Here is a 20,286-nt window from a genome sequence, read left to right as displayed (position 1 = left end):
CGCCGTGTCTGATACAGCGCCTTGAATTAGAGTTAACCCCTTGTATCTTGCATCTTAGTCGGTGTTTCGCAACTCTGCAGATAACCCAGCACAGACCATGCCGAGCCGCCGCAGTTCCAATGGCGTGGTAGTCGAATCATTCGGTCGGACAATGGCGCGGCGCGCGAGGCACAAAAAAAGCCAGCTCGAAGAGCTGGCTTGAGTCTGTGACGATAGCTCGTCAGTCAAGTTTGACGGGCATGGCCGCGCTTTGAATCAGCGGCGCAAGGCTCGCGATCAGGCGATCTGAACGCCCTGCGTCAGACGCACGCGGCGCATGCGCCAAGCCACGACCGCGAGCGAAAGACCCGACAGCACCGCGGCAATCAACACGTAGTAGCTTGGCGCAAGTTTGTCCCCGGTCAAATGAATGAAGGTCTCGACGATCGTGGGCGCGAAGCCGCCGAAGATCGTCACGCCGATGCTGTAACCGATTGAAAGACCGGTCGAGCGCACTTGCGTCGGAAAGATTTCGGACATCAATGCGGGCATCGGCCCGGAATAAGCCGCCTTGAAAATGCCCGCCGTGCCCTGCAACAGGAGCAGCCAGCCGATGGTCGGATGAGACTGCAGCAGCGCGAACATCGGATAGATCAGCGTGCCCATCAGAATGGACGTGGTTAGCATGATGCGAATCCGGCCGATGCGATCGGACAACGCGCCCATCACCGGCGAGAGCAGGAATTGCAGGCCGCCGTTGAGCACCACCACGCCGAACGATGCCGCCGCCGGCATGTGCAACTGCTTGACGGCGTACATCGGCATGTAGAGCTGCAGTACATAGACGCCCACCGTGGACTGCGCGACGATGCCGACCGCGAGCAGCAGGTTGACCCACTGGCTGGCGAACGACGCGTCCTTCTCTTCGCTTGCCGTCGAGCGAGCGCCGGCCGCTTCACGCGCCTCGCGCAGCGCGAGGAACTCCGGCGTCTCGTCGAGGTGCGAACGGATGTAATAGCCCACTGGGCCGACCAGCAAACCGAACACGAACGGCAGGCGCCAGCCCCAGTCATTCAGTTGCGCGGGCGGCATCCATGCGGTCAACAACGAGCCGAACGCGGCGGCCGTAATCGCCGCAAGCCCCTGGCTCGCGAACTGCCAGCTCGCGTAATAACCGCGGCGCGACGCGCTATGTTCGACCATGAAAGCGGTCGCGCTGCCGAACTCACCGCCCACCGCGAATCCTTGCACGAGCCGTGCGAGCAGAATCAGGATCGGTGCGGCGATTCCAATCGACGCATACGGCGGCATCACCGCCATCGTGAAGGTGCCGACCATCATCAGCGCGATGGCGAGCGTCAGCGCCGCCTTGCGGCCCTTGCGGTCGCCGTAGATGCCGAGCACGACCGCGCCCAGCGGGCGCATCAGGAACGAGATGCCGAAGGTGGCGATGGCAAGCAGCGTGGAGAGCCACTCGTCCTGCATCGGGAAAAACTCTTTGGCGATGATGGTCGCGAAGTAGCCATAGACCAGAAAATCGAACCACTCGAGCGCATTGCCGACCGACGACGAAAACACGATCCGCCGCACCATCGCTTTGGAAAGCGGCGCGTGCGCGGAATGAGGGGAAGCTGTCGCCGAAGGCGACGCGTGGGTCTGCATGATGTCTCCTGCTCTGTCTGATGCTCGATGCCTGATGCCGGACGCCTGGCGCGCGGGAAGCGAGCGCCGCCGGCAACCGGTGTATTTGATCTATGCGATGCGTTTAGCGCGCAGCGGGCGATGCCCGCGGAATCGCCCGTGCATGCAGCGAAGCGTAGCCTTGAGCGGCGCCTCGCCTTGCGCATGAGTGCTGGCCTAAAACCCAGCAGCCAACCCGTCACGGCGGCTATCGCTTGCCGCCACATAGCCGCGCTCCGGATCGTCGCGATCGAGCTTCCAGATGTACTGGCCGGAGCCGAAGTCCATGTACGGATCGTCGACCGACTTGATCGTGTGGCCGAGCTTCTGCAGCGCCTCGGCGGTCTTCGGATCGAGCGTCGATTCGATGTCGATCGTAAAATCGCGATTGACCTTCCAGCGCGGCGCATCGCAAGCGGCCTGCGGCTGCTGACCGTAGTCGAGCATTCGCACGATGGATTGCAGATGGCCTTGCGGCTGCATGTCGCCGCCCATCACGCCGAAGCTCATCACCGCTTCCTGCTGGCCGTTCACCTGCTGCGTGAGGAACGACGGGATGATGGTGTGGAACGGCCGCTTGCCGCCTTCCACCACGTTCGGCGACTTCGGGTCCATCGAGAAACCGCAGCCGCGGTTCTGCATGGCGATGCCGCTATCCGGCACCACGATGCCCGAGCCGAAGCCCATGTAGTTCGACTGGATGAAGCTGACCATCATGCCGCGCTCGTCCGCCACCGACATGTAGATCGTCCCGCCGGCCTTCGGCATGCCGAAGTCGAACTGCGTGGCGCGCTTGTGATCGATCAGTTTGGCGCGCGAGGTGAGGTAGGCGTCGTCGAGCATCTGTTCCGGCGTGACTTCCATGGAGCGCGGATCGGCGACGTAGCGGTAGACGTCGGCGAAGGCCAGCTTCATGGCTTCGATCTGCAAGTGCTGCGATTCGACGTTGTCGACCGCCAGTTCCTTCACATCGAATTTTTCGAGGATGCCCAGCGCGATAAGCGCCGCGATGCCCTGCCCGTTCGGCGGAATCTCGTGCACCGTGTAGCCGCGATAATCCTTGCCGATCGGCTCGACCCAATCCGCTTTGTAGCTACGCAGATCGTCGAGCGTCAGCGCGCCGCCGCCTTCACGGGCGAACGCGGCGATCTGCTCGGCGATCTCGCCTTCGTAGTACGCGCGCGGGCCCTGTTCGGCGAGCTTGCGCAGCGTCTTCGCGTGGCCGGGAAAGCGCACCAGTTCGCTCACTTCCGGCGCGCGGCCGCGCGGCATGAAGGTTTGCGCAAAGCCCGGCAGGTCCTTCAGTTCCGGCACGGCGGCCGCCCACTTATAAGCGACGATGCTCGCCACCGCGTGACCGCGCTCGGCGATTTCGATGGCCGGCTCCATCAGGTCGGCGAACGGCAGCGAGCCGAATTTCTGATGCAGCGCTTCCCAGCCGGCGATCACGCCGGGCACCGTCACCGCGTCCCAGCCGCGTTTCGGTTGCTTCGCCAGACCGTTTTCCTCGCCGTATTTGCGCTTGAAGTAGTCGACATTCCACGCCGCCGGCGACACGCCCGACGCGTTCAGACCATGCAGCTTTTTGCCGTCCCACACCAGCGCGAACGCGTCGCCGCCCAGTCCGCACGAGACCGGCTCGACCACGGTGATGGCGGCGGCGGCCGCGATCGCCGCATCGACGGCATTGCCGCCCTTCCACAGCATGCGCAGCCCGGCTTGCGCCGCGAGCGGATGCGAAGTCGAAACGATGTTGCGCGCGAATACAGGCAGACGCGGCGTCGGATAAGGGTTTTGCCAGTTGAAGCCAGTCATGTCGAACACTCTCGAAAGCGCGGCCCGGCTTGCGGAAAACGCCGGAAACCATTGGAAGACAGATCGAACGCGGGGTGAGACGGGATGACGCATGAATCAGCCGCGGAACCTCGGATTGCATCGTGATCCGGCCCAAAAAACAAATTCATTTATCAAATGAATAAATGCGTAAACAGGCTGAATAGATCGACGCGCAGTCGTCCTCTATCTTATGCACGTCGCACGAGTTGGCAGACAAGGCGCGTGGAGGTCTTACAATACGCTCACGCCATTCACGCATCACTCGCTTACCGGTTCAGCCTGGCGTGCCGGCGGCGGGCAGCGCGGACAAAAACCCACGAAACCGAGACACATGACCCGAGACCCCCGCCTGACTCTCAATGCCCGGCAACAGGAACTGCTGGAGTGGGTGCAACGCGACGGCTTCGTGACCGTGGACGACCTCGCGGCCCACTTCGACGTGACGCCGCAGACGATCCGCCGCGACGTCAACTGGCTCGCCGATATGAACCTGCTGCGCCGTTATCACGGTGGCGCAAGTCTGCCGACCAGTTCCGAAAACGTATCCTATACGGCGCGTCAGCGCATGTTCCATGACGAGAAGCGGCGCATCGCGGCGTTAGTGGCCACTCACATTCCCGATCAGGCCTCGCTCTTCATCAATCTCGGCACCACCACCGAAGAAGTGGCGCGCGCACTCAATCGGCACCGCGGCCTGCGCGTGATCACCAACAACCTGAACGTCGCCAGCATGATGAGCGGCTATCCGGATTGCGAGGTGTTGGTGACGGGCGGCATTGTGCGGCCGTGGGATAAAGGGATCGTCGGCGAACTGGCGATCGATTTCATCCGGCAATTCAAGGTGGACTTCGCGATCATCGGCACGTCGAGCATTGAAACTGACGGCACGCTGCGCGATTTCGATACGCGCGAAGTGCGGGTGGCCGAGGCGATCATCCAGCACGCGCGCACCGTTTTCCTCGCCGCCGACAACTCGAAATTCGGCCGCCCGGCGCTAGTCCGCCAAGGCCATCTCGATCAGATCGACGCCTTGTTTACGGACATTGCACCGCCAGCCGAGATGACCGAAACGCTCGCAGCCGCCAATTGCCAGGTGTATATCGCCGAGTGACGCCAGGCGTTTTTCGCCATGTTGCAGCGCACGCGAAACTTCGAGTGAAATCAAGGATCTGGCCGCGGCTCCTAACCGCCGCTCACGCACACAATTGTCAAAGGGAGAATTTACTGGGGACGATTTGGTGTTTAACGTGCGGTTGACTACACTCCAGTTCCCCGGCGTACTTTCCGCATTCTGCGTAGCGCCGGTTGCGTGAAACTGTCGTTTGGGCCGCACCTCCCGCCTGATTCTTTGCGGACTTCACTGGCAAGAGCCAGTCGCCGGCAAGGCCGTCCGCGTTTGCTTGACATGGAGAGAACAATGCTAAGTCCGCATGAATTCGCCACGTTGTTGCTCGTCAAGGATGCTCCGAACCAGGTCGATATGGAGCGAGAAGAACTCGACGCACTGCTGGAACGCCAGCTGGTGCAACTCGAACGGCTCGCATCGGGCAACGAACAATGGCGCGTGACTGAAAGCGGCGACAGCGCATTGCGGGCCATCAAGCGTCTTTCCTAGTTGTGTTGCTTTCATTGCGTCTTGCGGCCGGACGGGGTGGTTGACGTCCGGCGTCGTGACGGCGCACGCGCGGTGCTTTCATGGCACGCGCTTTTGCTACTTTGAATCTCTCTTCGTTTGAAAAGCAGGACGCCGTCCGGCGTCCGCTTTGTTGTGCCCAAATCATTTACACAGTAAATTGACGCGACGGACTTTCTGCCCTCGCGCATGCCCAAAACGCTCTCCCCCGACGACATCCAGCAATTCCGCGAAGCCATGCGGCGCGTGGCCGAGAATGCATTCGCGACGCGCGGCGCCGAAGGCGTGACGATGCGTGAACTGGCGCGAGAACTGGGTTGCAGCGCCATGACGCCCTATCGCTACTTCCGCGACAAGGACGAGATTCTCGCGATGGTGCGCGCCGCGGCGTTCAATCGCTTCGCGGCGCGCCTCGAAGCGGCGGCACGGACCGCCCCGGAAACGGATCACTCGGTAGTAAGCGAAGCCTACGTGGCGTTCGCACTCGACGAACCGCACGCCTATCGGTTGATGTTCGATCTGTCTCAGCACGCAAGTGTTTATCCGGAACTGGCCGCCGCCTCACAGCGCGCGTGGCGCATGCTCGGCGAGCACTTCGAGAAGCTCGTAGCCGCGGGCATTCTGGAAGGCGATCCGCAGCTGATCGGTTACGCGTACTGGGCGAGTCTGCACGGCTTCACCATGCTGGCGCTGGCTAATCAGTTGCCGCTGCCGCAGGCGCAGCAACCTGCGGGCGCCGTTAATGCGCTCACGCGCGAAGCCGTGTTCGCGCAAATTCGCCGCATGTTATGGCGCGGCGCGCAGGCGCAGCACAGCTAGCGCTGACTGCGCGCGAAGCGAGCCGGTTAAACAAATAGAAATAAGCGAGCGGAAAGACAGCGCTCGCGTTCAGGTTCAACCGTTGCGCAACGTCGGATCGACGGCCGCGCGCCAACTCAGCGCCCTGGCCCGCTGATCGGTGAAGAACGCCACCCACTGATTGCGCACCTGCGGATCGCTGCTCACGCCCTGGCTCGCGTGACGCTGCGCGATCGCCGTCTGGAACGCGCAGAAATCTTCCTTCGACAGCTTGCCGCTCCGGTTCGCCACGTACGCGTCGAACATCGCGGCGTAGACGCCTTGTGCGTCGTTGCCGTAGTCGACCGTTTGGGCGCTGCACATCTGCTGCAACGACGCGAACGACGGCGCGCCCCTCGTTCCGCTCAGGCTCGGCGAGCTCACACACCCCGCGAGAAGCACTGCGGTGCCGATCATCAAAAGTCCACGCATGAATTCACCTCGAAATGGCTGCTGCCGAGAGTATCGTCCGTGGCCGCGCGTTGCGCCACTACCCGGACAACCGTTAGAGGGGCGTCCAAACAAACCGAACTTTACTTTTTCGAATATGTTCATTAAAGTTCGAAAACGAACACTATCAGTTCGATAGACTTTCTAAACAATTTCCGGATACCACGCAGGGGACACAGCAGGTGACGCAAGGCTCGAGATACGATTTGCTCGTCGTGGGCGGCGGGATCAATGGCGCAGGCATTGCTCGCGATGCGGCGGGCCGCGGCCTGTCGGTGCTGCTCTGCGAACAGGACGATCTGGCGGCGCACACGTCGTCGGCCAGCACGAAGCTGATCCACGGCGGCTTGCGCTACCTCGAATACCGCGAGTTCGGGCTAGTGCGAAAAGCGCTGCAGGAGCGCGAGACATTGCTGCGCGCCGCGCCGCACATCATGTGGCCGCTGCGCTTCGTGATGCCGCACATGCCCGATCTGCGCCCTGCCTGGCTGATCCGCGCCGGTCTCTTTCTCTACGACCATCTCGCCAGGCGCGAGCTGCTGCCCGGCTCGCGCGGTATCGTGATGCGCAATCATCCGGCGGGGGCGCCGCTCGTCGATTCGATCAAGCGCGGCTTCGTGTACTCAGACGGTTGGGTCAACGACGCGCGCCTCGTCGTGCTGAACGCACTGGATGCGCAGGAGCACGGCGCGAAAATTCTCACACGCACGAAGCTGCTGAGCGCCGTGCGCGCGGGCGGCGAATGGCGGGCGCAGCTCAAGCGCGCGGACGGCACGCTTCTGGACGTGCGCGCCGGGTCGATTGCGAACGCCGCGGGTCCGTGGGTCGGCGAACTGCTGCAAGGCGCGCTCGGCCGCGCCGCGTCGCACAGCGTGCGGCTCGTGAAAGGCAGCCATATCGTTACGCGGCGTCTGTTCGAACACGACCACGCGTACATTTTCCAGAATCCGGACAAGCGCATCATCTTCGCGATTCCGTACGAGCACGACTACACGCTGATCGGCACGACGGACCTCGAATATCGCGGCGACCCGTCGCAAGTGGCGATCAACGCCGACGAAACGCAGTACCTGTGCGACTCGATCAACCGCTACTTCAAGCAGAAGATTTCGCCGGCCGACGTGCGCTGGACTTATTCAGGCGTGCGTCCGCTGCTCGAGGAAGAAGGCGCGGACAACCCCTCGGCGGTCACGCGCGACTACTCGCTCGAACTCGACGCGCCCGCCGGCGAAGCGCCGCTGCTGTCGGTGTTCGGCGGCAAGATCACCACCTTCCGCAAACTGGCGGAAGAAGCCGTCGACAAACTCGCGCAAGCACTGCATAACGGCGCGTCTTCGTGGACGGCCGGCGCGCCGTTGCCCGGCGGCGATATTCCGAACGCCAACTTCGAGCGCTTTCTGAGCGAATTCAAACAGCAGCATGCATGGCTGCCGGCCGATCTGGCGCATCGCCTCGCCCGCGCCTACGGCACGCGCGTCAAGCATGTGCTCGGCAATGCGCGTTCCGTGGCCGATCTTGGCCGCGCCTTCGCGCCGGGTTTTTACGAAGCGGAACTGACGTACCTGCGCGACACCGAATGGGCGCGCAGCGCGCAAGACGTGCTGTGGCGCCGTTCGAAACTCGGCTTGCACGTCGAACCCGGCACGCTCGATTCGATCACACGCGATATCGACGCGTGGTTCGCCCGCGAACCCGCGCGCGAAAGCGCATAGTCGGATATCGCCACGCAGCGTGTGCGCGGCATGCAAGAGCACCGAACCGTATCGATTCACCCCTCGGCTGAACGAAGCCGGGCGGCTTCATCACACGTGTTGCTGCCCGCTTAAAACTACAAGCCGTTCCCGTCGCCGGCTTTGCGCACGGCGATTCATAAAACGCATGGAGAAGAGACAATGCAGGACCAGTACATCCTCGCGCTTGACCAAGGCACCACCAGCTCGCGCGCGATGCTGTTCGACCGGCTCGGCAATATCGTGTCGACCGCTCAGAAGGAATTCCAGCAGATCTATCCGCGTCCGGGCTGGGTCGAACACGATCCGCAGGAAATCTGGTCGACTCAGGCCGGCGTCGCCGCCGAAGCCGTGACGCGCGCCGGCATGAACGGCACCTCGATCGCCGCGATCGGCATCACCAATCAGCGCGAAACCACCATCGTGTGGGATCGCGAAACCGGCCATCCGATCTACAACGCGATCGTCTGGCAAGACCGCCGCACCGCCGATTTCTGCGACCAACTCAAAGAGCAAGGCCTCGAAGACAAAGTCCGCGCCAAAACCGGCCTGCCGATCGATTCGTACTTCTCGGCGACCAAGATCCGCTGGATTCTCGATAACGTCGAAGGCGCGCGAGAAAAGGCCAAACAGGGCCGACTCGCGTTCGGAACCGTCGACAGCTGGCTGGTGTGGAATTTCACCAAGGGCGGCCTGCACGTCACCGACGTCACCAACGCGTCGCGCACGATGCTCTTCAACATCCACTCGCTGAAGTGGGACGATGAACTGCTCGAAGCGCTCGACATTCCGCGCAGCATGCTGCCGGAGGTGCGGGCTTCGTCGGAAGTGTACGGGCCGACCAAGACCACCGTGTTCGCTTCGAAGATTCCGCTCGCGGGTATCGCCGGCGATCAGCACGCCGCCCTCTTCGGGCAGATGTGCACGGAGTCGGGCATGGTGAAGAACACCTACGGCACCGGTTGCTTCCTCGTGATGAACACCGGCGACAAGCCGATCGAATCGAAAAACAATCTCGTCACCACGATTGCGTGGCAGATCGGCGATCAGATCAATTACGCGCTCGAAGGCAGCATCTTCATCGGCGGCGCCGTGGTGCAATGGCTGCGCGACGGCCTTGGCATCATCAAGAATGCCGCCGAGATCGAAACGCTGGCGCGCAGCGTGTCCCATTCCGACGGCGTGTATCTGGTGCCCGCCTTCGCCGGCCTCGGCGCGCCGCATTGGAATGCGCGTGCTCGCGGCACGCTGTTCGGCGTGACGCGCGGCACGTCCTCGGCGCATATTGCGCGCGCCGCGCTCGACTCGATCGCCTATCAATCACTCGATGTCTTGAAAGCGATGGAAGCCGACTCCGGTATTCGCATCGGCGAATTGCGGGTGGACGGCGGCGCCTGCGCGAACAATCTGCTGATGCAATTCCAGGCGGACATTCTCGGCGTCGACGCGGTGCGCCCCAAGGTGGCGGAAACCACCGCATTGGGCGCGGCTTACCTGGCCGGTCTCGCGGTGGGTTACTGGAAAGACGTCGACGAACTGCAAAGCCAGTGGAAGCTCGACCGCCGCTTCACGCCCGCGCTGCCGCACGCCGAAGTCAAGCAATGCCTCGACGGCTGGCAGCGCGCGATCCGCGCCGCGAAGGCTTGGGCCGACACGCCCTAAGCACGTTTCTCAACCCTTCTCTTTTCATCGATAAAGAAGCCGCTCATCCCGCGGCTTCCCTGACAACAATATTTCGGATACCAAACAATGTCACCTTACATTGCTGAATTCATCGGCACGGCGCTCGTGGTACTGCTCGGCGACGGGGCCGTCGCCAACGTGCTGCTCGCGCGCACCAAAGGCAAAGGCGCGGACCTGATCGTGATCGTCATGGGCTGGGCAATGGCCGTGTTCATCGCCGTCTATGTCACCGCGTCGTTCAGCGGCGCTCATCTGAATCCTGTCGTGACGATCAGCCTCGCGCTGGCCGGCAAGTTCGCCTGGGCCAAGGTGCCCGGCTATATCGCGGCGCAAATGCTCGGCGGCATGGCCGGCGCGCTGCTCGTATGGATCGCATATCGGCAGCACTTCGCCAAAGAGGGCGATGCCGATGTGAAGCTCGGCGTATTCTGCACCTCGCCGGCAATACGCAGCGTGCCGCACAACCTGCTCACGGAAATGATCGCTACGTTCGTGCTGATTCTGGGCGTGCTGTATCTGGCTTCGCCGCAAGTCGGTCTCGGCGCGCTCGACGCGCTCCCGGTCGGCCTGCTGGTTCTCGGCATCGGCATCTCGCTCGGCGGCCCGACCGGTTACGCGATGAGTCCCGCTCGTGATCTGTCGCCGCGTTTAATGCACGCGTTACTGCCGATTCCGGGCAAACGCGACAGCGACTGGCACTATGCGTGGATTCCGGTTTGCGGTCCGCTGCTGGGCGGCGCGGCGGCAGCATGTCTGTATCTGTATTTGCACGTCCATTGACCTGCGCGCTGTAGGCAGGACTCGCTCAGGCGTACGTCGTCTCGTGCGCCTAAGCGGAGAAGTCACGGAAAGCAGCGGCGCCGCTCAGGCGCCGCCAAAGCACGTATCATGACGCTTTCACTTACCGCGCATGAACTTGCAATTGCCTTGCTCATGCGCTTCGCTTTCCGTTTTCAGGCATGATCGACCACCTCATCTGTGACTGCGACGGCGTGCTCGTCGACAGTGAAATCATCGCTGACCGCGTGATGCTCGAAACGCTGAGCGCCACGTTCCCCAGCCTCGACTTCGAACCCATCGTCAAGACGGCCTTTGGTCAGCAAACGTCGCGCTTTCTCGAAGGCATCGAGAAGTCGTTCGATATCACGTTGCCCGCGAATTTTTTCGACACCATCGAACACAACGTCGAACTCGAACTCGCGGCTTCGCTCAGCCCGATCAACGGCGTGCGCGACGCGTTGCAACGCGTCACGTTGCCGGCCGCCGTCGTATCGAACAGCCGGATGGCGCGCGTGAATGCGTCGGTGCGGCGCGCGGGTTTGCAGCAGATTTTCGGCGAACGCATTTTCAGCGCGGAACAGGTGGCGCGGCCGAAGCCGTATCCCGATGTGTATCTGTTCGCCGCGAAAACGCTGGGCGTGGAGCCGTCACGATGCGTGGTGGTGGAAGACAGCGTGGCGGGTTTGAATGCCGCGCGCGCCGCGGGCATGAAGACGATCGCTTTTGTCGGCGCGAGCCATATTCCCGATGGCTACGCGGACGCGCTGCGCAAGATGGGCATGACGCGGATCATGCAGCATATGGATGAATTGCCCGCGTTGGTCGAAGCGGGTGTACGCGGAGAATTTGGCGACGTGCAGTCGTAGGCGTTCGCGGCATTCGCAAAAGCCGGCTGCGCGAGCCGGCTTTTTCACATCACCACTGCAAGCGAGCGAGCGCGTGGTGTCACGCGTTCGCACTCCCCGCGCATCAAGCCTCGTCAGCCACGCATTCGCGCGCCTGCGCCAGCGCCTGACGAAACTCCACCAGCTCGGCGATGGTCAGCATCGGCAAATTGTGTTGCGCGGCGAAGCGCTCCACATCGGCGCCGCGCGTCATCGTGCCGTCCGGGTTCATCAGTTCGCACAGCACGCCAGCCGGCTTCAGACCCGCCAGAATCGCGAGGTCGACCGTGCCTTCGGTGTGGCCGCGGCGAGCCAGCACGCCGCCGGGTTGCGCACGCAACGGGAACACGTGACCAGGACGCACGATATCGGCAGGCTTCGCCGTGTCGGCGATCGCGGCGCGAATCGTCGTCACGCGATCGAGCGCGGACACGCCGGTGGTCACGCCGTCGCGTGCTTCGATCGAGACCGTGAACGCGGTGCCGTGCCGGCTTTCGTTGTTGACGGCCATGGGCGGCAATTCGAGCGCGCGAATCTTCTCGTCGGGCAAACACAGGCACACGATGCCGCTGCATTCGCGGATCAGCAACGCCATGGTTTCGACGGACAGACGCTCGGCGGACACGATCAGATCGGCCTCGTTCTCACGGTCGTGATCGTCTTGCAAAACGACTGCGCGGCCGTCGCGCATGGCTTGCAAGGCGGCCGCGATACGCGGCGGAACGGCTTCGGTGTCGAGCAGCGGGAGGTCGAGGAATGCGCTATCCGCAATCGTCGACGGAGCAGGGAAAGTAGCAAAGGTCATGATTGAAACGCTCATCGCAAAAGTTGGGCGAGAAACGTTTCAGGGCATTGCAAACAGACAAAGACGCGCCGTCGAACGCCGCGCAAAGCGACGCTCGCGCACCGCCTCGACCTGCAGGCGGCGCCACGGAAACGAACATGACTATCTGCACATCTTCTTCCATCCGGACTCTAACCGTCGGCTCTGGCTTCTCACCAGATCTGCTGACCCCACTTCAGTCTTTCCTGTTTGGAAGACCGCACGACGTGGGCGCTCGCGGGCTCGCCGGCTCACGCTTTCGCGTTGCCGGCATACCGCCGGTGGGGAATTTCGCCCCGCCCTGAAGACGCACTGATTGCCGGATCGACCGGCTGGCAAAGCATACAACAGCCGCGCCGCACGTGCAGCGCAACCCTACTGATCAGACGGAGATCGCTCACTCGGAGCACATGCGTGCGCAAAGATGCCGATCAAACCGGTGCGACTTCGCGCGCCGGCTCGTGGTGCGCGGGCACGTCCCAGCGCGGCGGCGTCTCCGCCTTCAACGTCACGCGAAACGCGCGCGCTTCCGTGTCGCCGGGATTGCGCAGGCTATGCGGCTGGTCGGCGTCGAACACGATCGCGTCGCCGGTGGCCAGCAACTGGCGTTGATCGTGGACGCTGACTTCCAGCGTGCCTTCGCTCACCACCAGATTCACCGTCGTGCCCGGCGCGCGGCGCGTGCCGGCTTCGGTGTGCAACGGCGCGATACGCAACTCGTGAAACTCGGCGGCAGTCGGTTCGGCGTCGGGATAAAGCGGCCGGGCCGAATAGCGGCCGTTCGAACTGACGACACGCGACGAGCGCTCCGCCGGCAAATGCTCGAAGCCGTTAGTCGCGTGACGCCGTAAGAAAGCCGCCACCGACACCTTCAACGCCGCCGCCACCTTGCACAGCACCTTGATGGACGGCACGCTGCGCGCCGATTCGATCTGCGCGAGCATGGCGCGCGAGACGCCGGACGCGCGGGCCAAAGCGTCGAGCGACAGTTGCCGCTCGGCGCGCAAACGGGCGAGATTCACACCGACCAGATGTTCAAGTGCATCGAAAGGTTCAGGTGAACGGGGCGACGTATCGGTGTCAGCCGTGGGATCGCGAACCAGCGCAAGCGGGGAATGCATGATTGCCTCCAGGAGCGCCGCCGGACGGCGGGCAAACGGTTAGTGGAAACAAGATAGCATCGCGCCCCGCCACGCCCAACGAAGTTATCTTCACACTGTTATCAGCATTGCGGAGGACGTTTTCCGCAATGCTTGTGCGAATCTTTCATAAGGGCGTGACGGCGGACAGTTCGCGGACCGGAGCGTGCTTATGCCCCTTGCGCAACCGCCGACGCCGGTGCATCCATACGCGCCGCGAACCAGGTCAGCAGCAACGCCGCCACGCTGACCGCGGCGGCCACCCAAGGCAAGGTATCGAGCGCATGGCCGTGATTGATCACCAGACCGCCAAGCCAAGCGCCGCCCGCATTGCCGACGTTGAACGCACCGATATTCAGCGTCGAAGCCAGATTCGGCGCCGCGGCCGCTTTCTCGACTACGCGCATCTGCAACGGCGGCACCGTGGCGAACGCGGCAATGCCCCACACGAAGATCGTGATCGCCGCGGCCACTTGCGAATGGCTGGTGCGCGCGAAGATCGCCATCACCACCGCGAGCGCGACCAGAATGCCCATCAGCGACGGCATCAGCGCACGGTCTGCCAATTTGCCGCCGACCGTATTGCCGATCGTGAGGCCCACGCCGAACAGCACCAGAATCAGCGTGACGCCGCGCGGCGAGAAGCCGCTTACCTGCTCGAGAATCGGCGCTATGTAGGTGAACACGACGAACACGCCGCCAAAGCCGAGCACCGTCATCGCGAGCGCGGTCCAGACTTGCGGATCCTTCAACACGCGCACTTCATGACCGAGTCCGACCGGACCGGCGTCATGACGATTCGGCACCAGCGCCGTGACGCCCGCGAGCGACAGCACGCCGAACGCGCTGACGATCCAGAACGCCGCACGCCAGCCAAACTCCTGGCCGACGAACGTGCCGAACGGCACGCCGAGCACGTTCGCCAGCGTCAGGCCGGTGAACATGAGCGCAATCGCGCTGGCGCGCTTTTCGGCCGGCACGAGCGAAGCCGCCACCACCGCGCCAATACCGAAGAACGAGCCATGCGCGAACGACGTCACCACGCGCGCGATCATCAGCACGGAATAACTGGACGCGATCGCGCACAGCGTATTGCCGACGATGAACACGCCCATCAGCAGTTGCAGCGCCAATTTGCGGGGCATCTTGCTGGTCACCACCGCGAGCAACGGTGCACCGACAGCGACGCCGAGCGCGTAACCGCTCACCAGCAAACCCGCCGACGGAATCGACACCGCCAGATCGCGCGCCACCTCGGGCAGCAAGCCCATGATCACGAACTCCGTCGTGCCGATCGCGAACGCGCTGATCGCCAGCGCGAGTAAAGGAATGGGCATTTCTCTTCTCCAAAATTTAAATTTCAGCGTGATGCAGCGCCGTCACGAATTCGATGACGACGCCCGGCGCGAGCGCCACGAACAGTTGCGCCTGTGCCTCTTGCGGTCCCATTTGCGGCACGCGCGCGGTTTGAAAGTCGACGCCATGCGCATGCAGGCGACCGAGCAGCGCCTGCCATTCGGCGGCGCTCTCCAGCCGGAACGCGATGTGGTCGATGCGCGGCGCCGTCCGGCCGGCCGCGGCGGGCACCGTCGCGTCGATCAGATGAATCAGCGGCCGGCCGTTCGCGTACAGCCAGTAGCCGTCAACCGAAAATGCCGGCCGTGCACCTTGCATCAGCCCGGCGACATCGGCGAAAAAACGCCGAGCCGTGTCGAGGTCGGCAGTGACGATGGTGGCGTGATCGAGTTGCATGGCGTGAGCGGCCTCAGGGTTTTCCATGAGCGCCATTGTCGAGGCTGGGCGTCAATTTGATAATTGGCGTAGCATTTGAAGCATTTTCAAATCTCATTTGAAAGATTCGCCATGGACAATCTCGGTGATATCCGTCTGTTCGTCGAAGCGGCGCAGCAGGGCAGCCTGTCGGCGGCGGGCCGCAAGATGGGGCTGACGCCGGCGGCCGCCAGTGCGCGCCTTGCCAAGCTCGAAGCCGGCCTCAAAGCGCGCCTGTTCGAACGCACCACCCGTCAACTCAGGCTCACCGACGAAGGCCGCCTATACCTGAACTGCTGCCGCCAGGCGCTGCAATCGCTCGACGACGCCGAAGCCGCCCTGCAAGCCGGCCAGGGCGTCGTGCGCGGCAAGGTGCGGGTGTCGGCGACCTCGGACTTCGGCCGCAATCTGCTGATGCACTGGCTCGACGAATTCAACGCGCTGTATCCGGAGGTGACCTTCGCGCTCACGCTGTCGGACTCGCTGGCAAATCTCGTGCAGGAGGACATCGATCTGGCGATCCGCTTCGGCGTGCCGCAGGACAGCTCGCTGGTCGCCCGCAAGCTGGCGCCGAACCGGCGTGTGCTGTGCGCGTCGCCGGACTACATCGCGCGCAAGGGCGAACCGAAGGATCCGCACGATCTGGCCAATTTCGACTGCATCGTGCTGGCGACCGCCACCGGGCTGGCGAACGAGTGGCGCTTCACGCGCGGCGACGAGGTGCAGCACTACACCGTGCCGTTCGAAACCGCCCGCGAGACCAACGACGGCGCCGTCGCCCGCGAATGGGCGCTGCGCGGCTACGGCATCGCGATCAAGTCGATGTGGGACGTGGAGGCCGACCTGCGCGCCGACGGTCTGAAGATCCTGCTGCCGGAATGGCGTTATCCGGACGCGCCGCTGCACGCGCTCTACCATCGCAACCGCTTCATGGCGCCGCGCGTGCGCGTGTTGCTGGATTTCCTGAGCGAGCGTTTCGCGCAGGTGTCGGATGAACTGGAAGGTTTGCTGGGCTTGCCTCCGGAGCGTCCGCGCCGCCGGCCGGCCGGGGAAACCGCATCGCGCGAAGGGCTATAATGTTGAGCTACGCTGCAAACGTGCACTGAAAGCGGCCCACAGCGGCGGCCCGCAGCGGCCCATGACGGTAAATATGCGCCGCCCCACGGCCCGCTCGCACGTTTCGCCCTCTTCACCTTTTAAACGACGCCCCCAGGTTAACCACTGCGACCGGCGAAATTCGATGACCAAGAAAGTTTATGTAAAGACCTTTGGCTGCCAGATGAACGAGTACGACTCCGACAAAATGGTCGACGTACTCGGCGCGGCTGAAGGACTCGTCAAGACCGACACGCCGGAAGACGCGGACGTCATTCTGTTCAACACGTGCTCGGTGCGCGAAAAGGCGCAAGAAAAAGTGTTCTCCGACCTCGGCCGCGTGCGCGAGCTGAAGGAAGCGAATCCGAATCTGATCATCGGTGTGGGTGGTTGCGTGGCGAGCCAGGAAGGCGCGGCGATCGTGTCGCGCGCGCCGTACGTCGATCTCGTGTTCGGCCCGCAAACGCTGCACCGTCTGCCGCAAATGATCGACAAGCGCCGTGAAAGCGGCCGCGCGCAAGTGGACATCTCGTTCCCGGAAATCGAAAAGTTCGATCACCTGCCGCCGGCGCGCGTCGACGGCCCGAGCGCGTTCGTATCGATCATGGAAGGCTGCAGCAAGTACTGCAGCTATTGCGTCGTGCCGTACACGCGCGGCGAAGAAGTGTCGCGTCCGCTGGACGACGTGCTGACCGAAATCGCCGGTCTCGCCGATCAGGGCGTGCGCGAAGTCACGCTGCTCGGCCAGAACGTGAACGCCTATCGCGCCGGCCTCACGCTGGGTTCGACGGAAATCGCCGACTTCGCTCAATTGATCGAATACGTCGCGGATATTCCGGGCATCGAACGGATTCGCTACACCACGTCGCATCCGAAGGAATTCACTCAGCGTCTGATCGACACCTACGCGAAGGTGCCGAAGCTCGTCAGCCACCTGCATCTGCCGGTGCAGCACGGCTCGGATCGCATCCTGATGGCCATGAAGCGCGGCTACACGGTGCTCGAATACAAGTCCGTGATCCGCAAACTGCGCGCGATCCGCCCCGACCTGTCGCTTTCCACGGACATGATCGTCGGCTTCCCCGGCGAGACGCAAGAAGACTTCGACAAGATGATGGCGCTCGTGCACGAGATGAAGTACGACACCAGCTTCTCGTTCATCTACAGCCCGCGTCCCGGCACGCCGGCCGCGAATCTGCACGACGACACGCCGCGCGAAGTGAAGCTCGAGCGTTTGCAACATTTGCAGGCCACCATCGAGGAAAACGTGCAGCGCATCAGCGATTCGATGGTCGGCAAGATCGAGCGCATACTGGTCGAGCGCCCAGCCCGCAAGGATCCGAACGAACTCGCCGGCCGCACCGAGAACAACCGGGTGGTGAATTTCCCGGCGCCGGTCGCGTCGCACGCAAGGCTGATCGGCCAGATGGTCGACGTGAAAATCGTCAAAGCGTACCCACATTCGCTGCGTGGCGAACTCGTGCTGGTTCATGACGACGCCCCGGCCACGACCCACTAAGCGACGCAAACCCGCGTATCGAAACCGACAGGATCGACTCACCGCCTTGAAGACCACTCAGCAGCATCTGGAATTCACCGCACCGCGCGAAGACAACGCGCGGCTCGCCAACCTCTGCGGCCCGCTCGACGAAAACCTGCGCCAGATCGAGCAGGCGCTCGATGTAACGCTGCAGCGCCGTGGCCACCGCATCACGATTCGCGGGCGCGGCGCGAAACTCGCGCTCACCGCGCTCGAAAAGTTCTACGACAACTCGCAGAAGCCACTGTCGGTCGACGACATCCAGCTCGCGCTCGTCGAAGTGCGTCAGCCGGCACGGCATCGCGCGAACGGCAACGGCCATGGCACGCAAGCGCTAGACCCGCGCTTCCCCGGCAACCCGGACCACCCGTTCGACCAGCCCGCCGACGCCGGCGACGACGACCTCGAAGAACTCGGCCCGAAGCTGTACACGCGCCGCGCGGATCTGCGCGGCCGCACGCCGGCGCAGCGCGAGTATCTGAAGCAGATCATCTCGCACGACGTGACCTTCGGCATCGGGCCGGCCGGCACGGGCAAGACCTATCTCGCGGTGGCCTGCGCGGTAGATGCGCTCGAGCGCGACCAGGTCAAGCGCATCGTGCTGACGCGTCCGGCGGTCGAAGCAGGCGAGCGTCTCGGCTTCTTGCCGGGCGACCTGGCGCAGAAGGTCGATCCGTATCTGCGTCCTTTGTATGACGCGCTGTACGACCTGCTCGGCTTCGACAAGACCGCCAAGATGTTCGAGCGGCAGATGATCGAAATCGCGCCGCTCGCCTACATGCGCGGCCGCACGCTGAACCACGCGTTCATCATTCTCGACGAGGCGCAGAACACCACGCCCGAACAGATGAAAATGTTCCTCACGCGGATCGGCTTCGGCTCGAAGGCGGTGGTAACCGGCGACACGACCCAGGTCGACTTGCCGCGCGGCCACAAGAGCGGGCTGATCGAAGCACAGCAGGTGCTGGCCGACGTGCGCGGCATCGCGCTCACGCGCTTTACCAGTGCCGACGTGGTGCGGCATCCGCTGGTCGCGCGAATTGTGGAGGCGTACGATGCGCATTCGCAGAAAACCGCCGGTCTGGCGGATTCGCGCTGAGCGCCCGCAGCCGCAACGAACGTAAAAACGCATCACAACGAAACCGCATGAGCCGCGCCCCGAAACTGACGTTGAATCTGCAATTCCCCGCCGCCAGGAGCTGGCCGGAACACAAGGCGCTGCTGCCGCGCGCCACCGTGGCCGGCTGGATCAAGGCGGCGCTCTTCGCGGACGGCGAACTGACCGTGCGTTTCGTCGATGCCGAAGAAGGCCGCACGCTGAACCGCACCTATCGCGGCAAGGATTATTCGACCAACGTGCTGACCTTCGCCTACGCCGAATCGGAAGACGATCCGGTGACGGGCGACCTGATCCTGTGCTGTCCGGTGGTCGAGAAGGAAGCCGCCGAACAGGGCAAGCCGCTTATCGCACACTACGCGCATCTGCTCGTGCACGGCACGCTCCACGCGCAGGGCTACGACCACGAAGTCGAGGAAGAAGCCGAGGAAATGGAAGCAATCGAAACGGAAATCCTCGCCAAGCTCGGCTTTCCCGATCCTTACCAGTAGGCGTCGATCACCCACGCGTCGCCAACGTCCAATCCGTTCAAAACCATCGTGAGCACCTCCTCTCCTGAAGCCGACACTCGCACGCCCTGCCCGGACTATCCGCCGGCGCTCGGCGAATCGCGGCTGCTGACGGACGAGGAATTGCGCGCGTCGCTCGAATGCACGTTGCGCGACTGGGACCGCAAGAGCGATCTGTGGCTGTTCGGCTATGGTTCGCTGATCTGGAACCCCGGCCTGCCCACCGTCGAAGCCGCCCGATCCAAGGTCCACGGCTATCACCGGGGGCTCTACCTGTGGTCGCGCGTAAATCGCGGCACGCCCGAACAGCCGGGCCTCGTGCTCGCGCTCGATCGCGGCGGTTCGTGCGCCGGCATCGCATTCCGGCTCGCGGCCGAAGGCTCGATGCCGCATCTCGAAGCGCTCTGGCGCCGCGAAATGGCGATGGGTTCATACCGCCCGGCGTGGCTGCCGTGCGTGCTCGCCGACGGCCGGCGCGTCGACGCACTCGCTTTCGTCATGCGCCGCGACGTGCCGAGCTACACCGGAAAGTTGCGCGACGACATCGTCAAAACCGTGTTCGGCTGCGCGAGCGGGCGCTATGGCACCACGCTCGACTACGTCAGCCGGACGGTCCATGCGCTGCGTGAGAGCGGCATGCCCGACCGCGCACTCGAGGCGTTGCTCGAACGCTGCCGCGAGGAAAGCCGCGACGCAAGCGTGAAAGCCGACCAGAAATAACCGTGGCGAGCGGCGCTTTTTTTCCCGAAAACGCTTTTCGGCGCGTAATCAGTTAGGATTGACCCACGCCCGCCCTCACGG

19 protein-coding genes and 1 riboswitch are annotated in these 20,286 nt (G+C 63.4%); of the genes, 12 read left to right on the top strand and 7 right to left on the bottom strand.

The window, feature by feature from the left end; all coding sequences use genetic code 11:
- Positions 1-276 precede the first annotated feature (276 nt).
- Positions 277-1,641 (bottom strand): MFS transporter, encoded by a 1,365-nt coding sequence (locus tag ACFSNN_RS28850; RefSeq protein ID WP_134457862.1) that lies wholly within the window; start codon positions 1,639-1,641, stop codon positions 277-279.
- A gap of 195 nt (positions 1,642-1,836) precedes the next feature.
- Positions 1,837-3,474 carry a gamma-glutamyltransferase gene (gene ggt / locus ACFSNN_RS28845; protein ID WP_134457861.1) on the bottom strand — a complete coding sequence of 546 codons (1,638 nt, stop codon included), beginning with the start codon at positions 3,472-3,474 and terminating at the stop codon, positions 1,837-1,839.
- 352 nt (positions 3,475-3,826) lie between these two features.
- Between ggt and ACFSNN_RS28840 the strand changes: the two genes are divergently transcribed.
- The 3 genes from ACFSNN_RS28840 to ACFSNN_RS28830 all read left to right on the top strand — a co-directional run bounded on the left by ACFSNN_RS28840 (position 3,827) and on the right by ACFSNN_RS28830 (position 5,947).
- A complete protein-coding gene (locus ACFSNN_RS28840; protein WP_134457860.1) occupies positions 3,827-4,606 on the top strand; it encodes a DeoR/GlpR family DNA-binding transcription regulator in 780 nt (259 codons plus the stop codon).
- A gap of 306 nt (positions 4,607-4,912) precedes the next feature.
- A complete protein-coding gene (locus ACFSNN_RS28835; protein ID WP_006049938.1) occupies positions 4,913-5,110 on the top strand; it encodes a hypothetical protein in 198 nt (65 codons plus the stop codon).
- A gap of 207 nt (positions 5,111-5,317) precedes the next feature.
- Positions 5,318-5,947 (top strand): TetR/AcrR family transcriptional regulator, encoded by a 630-nt coding sequence (locus tag ACFSNN_RS28830; protein ID WP_134457859.1) that lies wholly within the window; start codon positions 5,318-5,320, stop codon positions 5,945-5,947.
- Positions 5,948-6,022: 75 nt separating this feature from the next.
- Here ACFSNN_RS28830 and ACFSNN_RS28825 read toward each other — a convergent pair whose 3' ends face one another.
- Positions 6,023-6,397: a hypothetical protein gene (locus ACFSNN_RS28825; RefSeq protein WP_134457858.1), complete on the bottom strand. Its 375-nt coding sequence runs from the start codon at positions 6,395-6,397 to the stop codon at positions 6,023-6,025.
- 200 nt (positions 6,398-6,597) lie between these two features.
- Between ACFSNN_RS28825 and glpD the strand changes: the two genes are divergently transcribed.
- From glpD to ACFSNN_RS28805, 4 genes are all read left to right on the top strand, one after another.
- Positions 6,598-8,127, top strand: a complete 1,530-nt coding sequence (glpD, locus tag ACFSNN_RS28820) for a glycerol-3-phosphate dehydrogenase (RefSeq protein ID WP_134457857.1) — start codon at positions 6,598-6,600, stop codon at positions 8,125-8,127.
- A gap of 180 nt (positions 8,128-8,307) precedes the next feature.
- The gene (gene glpK / locus ACFSNN_RS28815; RefSeq protein ID WP_134457856.1) at positions 8,308-9,807 is read left to right on the top strand and encodes a glycerol kinase GlpK; all 1,500 of its coding nucleotides are present in this window, start codon (positions 8,308-8,310) and stop codon (positions 9,805-9,807) included.
- Between the two features lie 87 nt (positions 9,808-9,894).
- Positions 9,895-10,608 carry an MIP/aquaporin family protein gene (locus tag ACFSNN_RS28810; protein WP_012434281.1) on the top strand — a complete coding sequence of 238 codons (714 nt, stop codon included), beginning with the start codon at positions 9,895-9,897 and terminating at the stop codon, positions 10,606-10,608.
- A 179-nt stretch (positions 10,609-10,787) separates the two neighbouring features.
- Positions 10,788-11,474, top strand: a complete 687-nt coding sequence (locus ACFSNN_RS28805; protein WP_134457855.1) for an HAD family hydrolase — start codon at positions 10,788-10,790, stop codon at positions 11,472-11,474.
- Between the two features lie 103 nt (positions 11,475-11,577).
- Here the strand turns inward: ACFSNN_RS28805 and ribB are convergent, their stop codons facing one another.
- From ribB to ACFSNN_RS28785, 4 genes are all read right to left on the bottom strand, one after another.
- Positions 11,578-12,297, bottom strand: a complete 720-nt coding sequence (gene ribB / locus ACFSNN_RS28800) for a 3,4-dihydroxy-2-butanone-4-phosphate synthase (RefSeq protein ID WP_134457854.1) — start codon at positions 12,295-12,297, stop codon at positions 11,578-11,580.
- Positions 12,298-12,444: 147 nt separating this feature from the next.
- A riboswitch (FMN riboswitch) is annotated at positions 12,445-12,628 on the bottom strand.
- Positions 12,629-12,746: 118 nt separating this feature from the next.
- A complete protein-coding gene (locus tag ACFSNN_RS28795) occupies positions 12,747-13,436 on the bottom strand; it encodes a helix-turn-helix domain-containing protein (protein WP_134457853.1) in 690 nt (229 codons plus the stop codon).
- 188 nt (positions 13,437-13,624) lie between these two features.
- The gene (locus tag ACFSNN_RS28790) at positions 13,625-14,791 is read right to left on the bottom strand and encodes an MFS transporter (protein ID WP_134457852.1); all 1,167 of its coding nucleotides are present in this window, start codon (positions 14,789-14,791) and stop codon (positions 13,625-13,627) included.
- Between the two features lie 16 nt (positions 14,792-14,807).
- Positions 14,808-15,206: a VOC family protein gene (locus ACFSNN_RS28785; protein ID WP_134459100.1), complete on the bottom strand. Its 399-nt coding sequence runs from the start codon at positions 15,204-15,206 to the stop codon at positions 14,808-14,810.
- Positions 15,207-15,317: 111 nt separating this feature from the next.
- On the opposite strand from ACFSNN_RS28785, the gene ACFSNN_RS28780 reads away from it, so the two are divergent.
- From ACFSNN_RS28780 to ACFSNN_RS28760, 5 genes are all read left to right on the top strand, one after another.
- Positions 15,318-16,301, top strand: a complete 984-nt coding sequence (locus ACFSNN_RS28780) for a LysR family transcriptional regulator (protein WP_134457851.1) — start codon at positions 15,318-15,320, stop codon at positions 16,299-16,301.
- A 163-nt stretch (positions 16,302-16,464) separates the two neighbouring features.
- On the top strand, positions 16,465-17,838 hold the full coding sequence (gene miaB, locus ACFSNN_RS28775) for a tRNA (N6-isopentenyl adenosine(37)-C2)-methylthiotransferase MiaB (RefSeq protein WP_134457850.1): 1,374 nt from the start codon (positions 16,465-16,467) through the stop codon (positions 17,836-17,838).
- A 46-nt stretch (positions 17,839-17,884) separates the two neighbouring features.
- Positions 17,885-18,958, top strand: coding sequence for a PhoH family protein (locus ACFSNN_RS28770; RefSeq protein WP_134457849.1), 1,074 nt, complete (start codon positions 17,885-17,887; stop codon positions 18,956-18,958).
- A gap of 47 nt (positions 18,959-19,005) precedes the next feature.
- Positions 19,006-19,467 carry an rRNA maturation RNase YbeY gene (ybeY, locus tag ACFSNN_RS28765; RefSeq protein WP_106311174.1) on the top strand — a complete coding sequence of 154 codons (462 nt, stop codon included), beginning with the start codon at positions 19,006-19,008 and terminating at the stop codon, positions 19,465-19,467.
- A 48-nt stretch (positions 19,468-19,515) separates the two neighbouring features.
- Positions 19,516-20,205: a gamma-glutamylcyclotransferase gene (locus ACFSNN_RS28760; protein WP_134457848.1), complete on the top strand. Its 690-nt coding sequence runs from the start codon at positions 19,516-19,518 to the stop codon at positions 20,203-20,205.
- The last annotated feature ends 81 nt before the right edge of the window (positions 20,206-20,286 follow it).

The organism is Paraburkholderia dipogonis (assembly GCF_042680985.1).
In the GTDB taxonomy this organism is placed as follows: domain Bacteria; phylum Pseudomonadota; class Gammaproteobacteria; order Burkholderiales; family Burkholderiaceae; genus Paraburkholderia; species Paraburkholderia phytofirmans.
The sequence above is the reverse complement of the archived record's forward strand: the minus strand, read 5'-3'. Positions and strand labels throughout refer to the sequence as shown.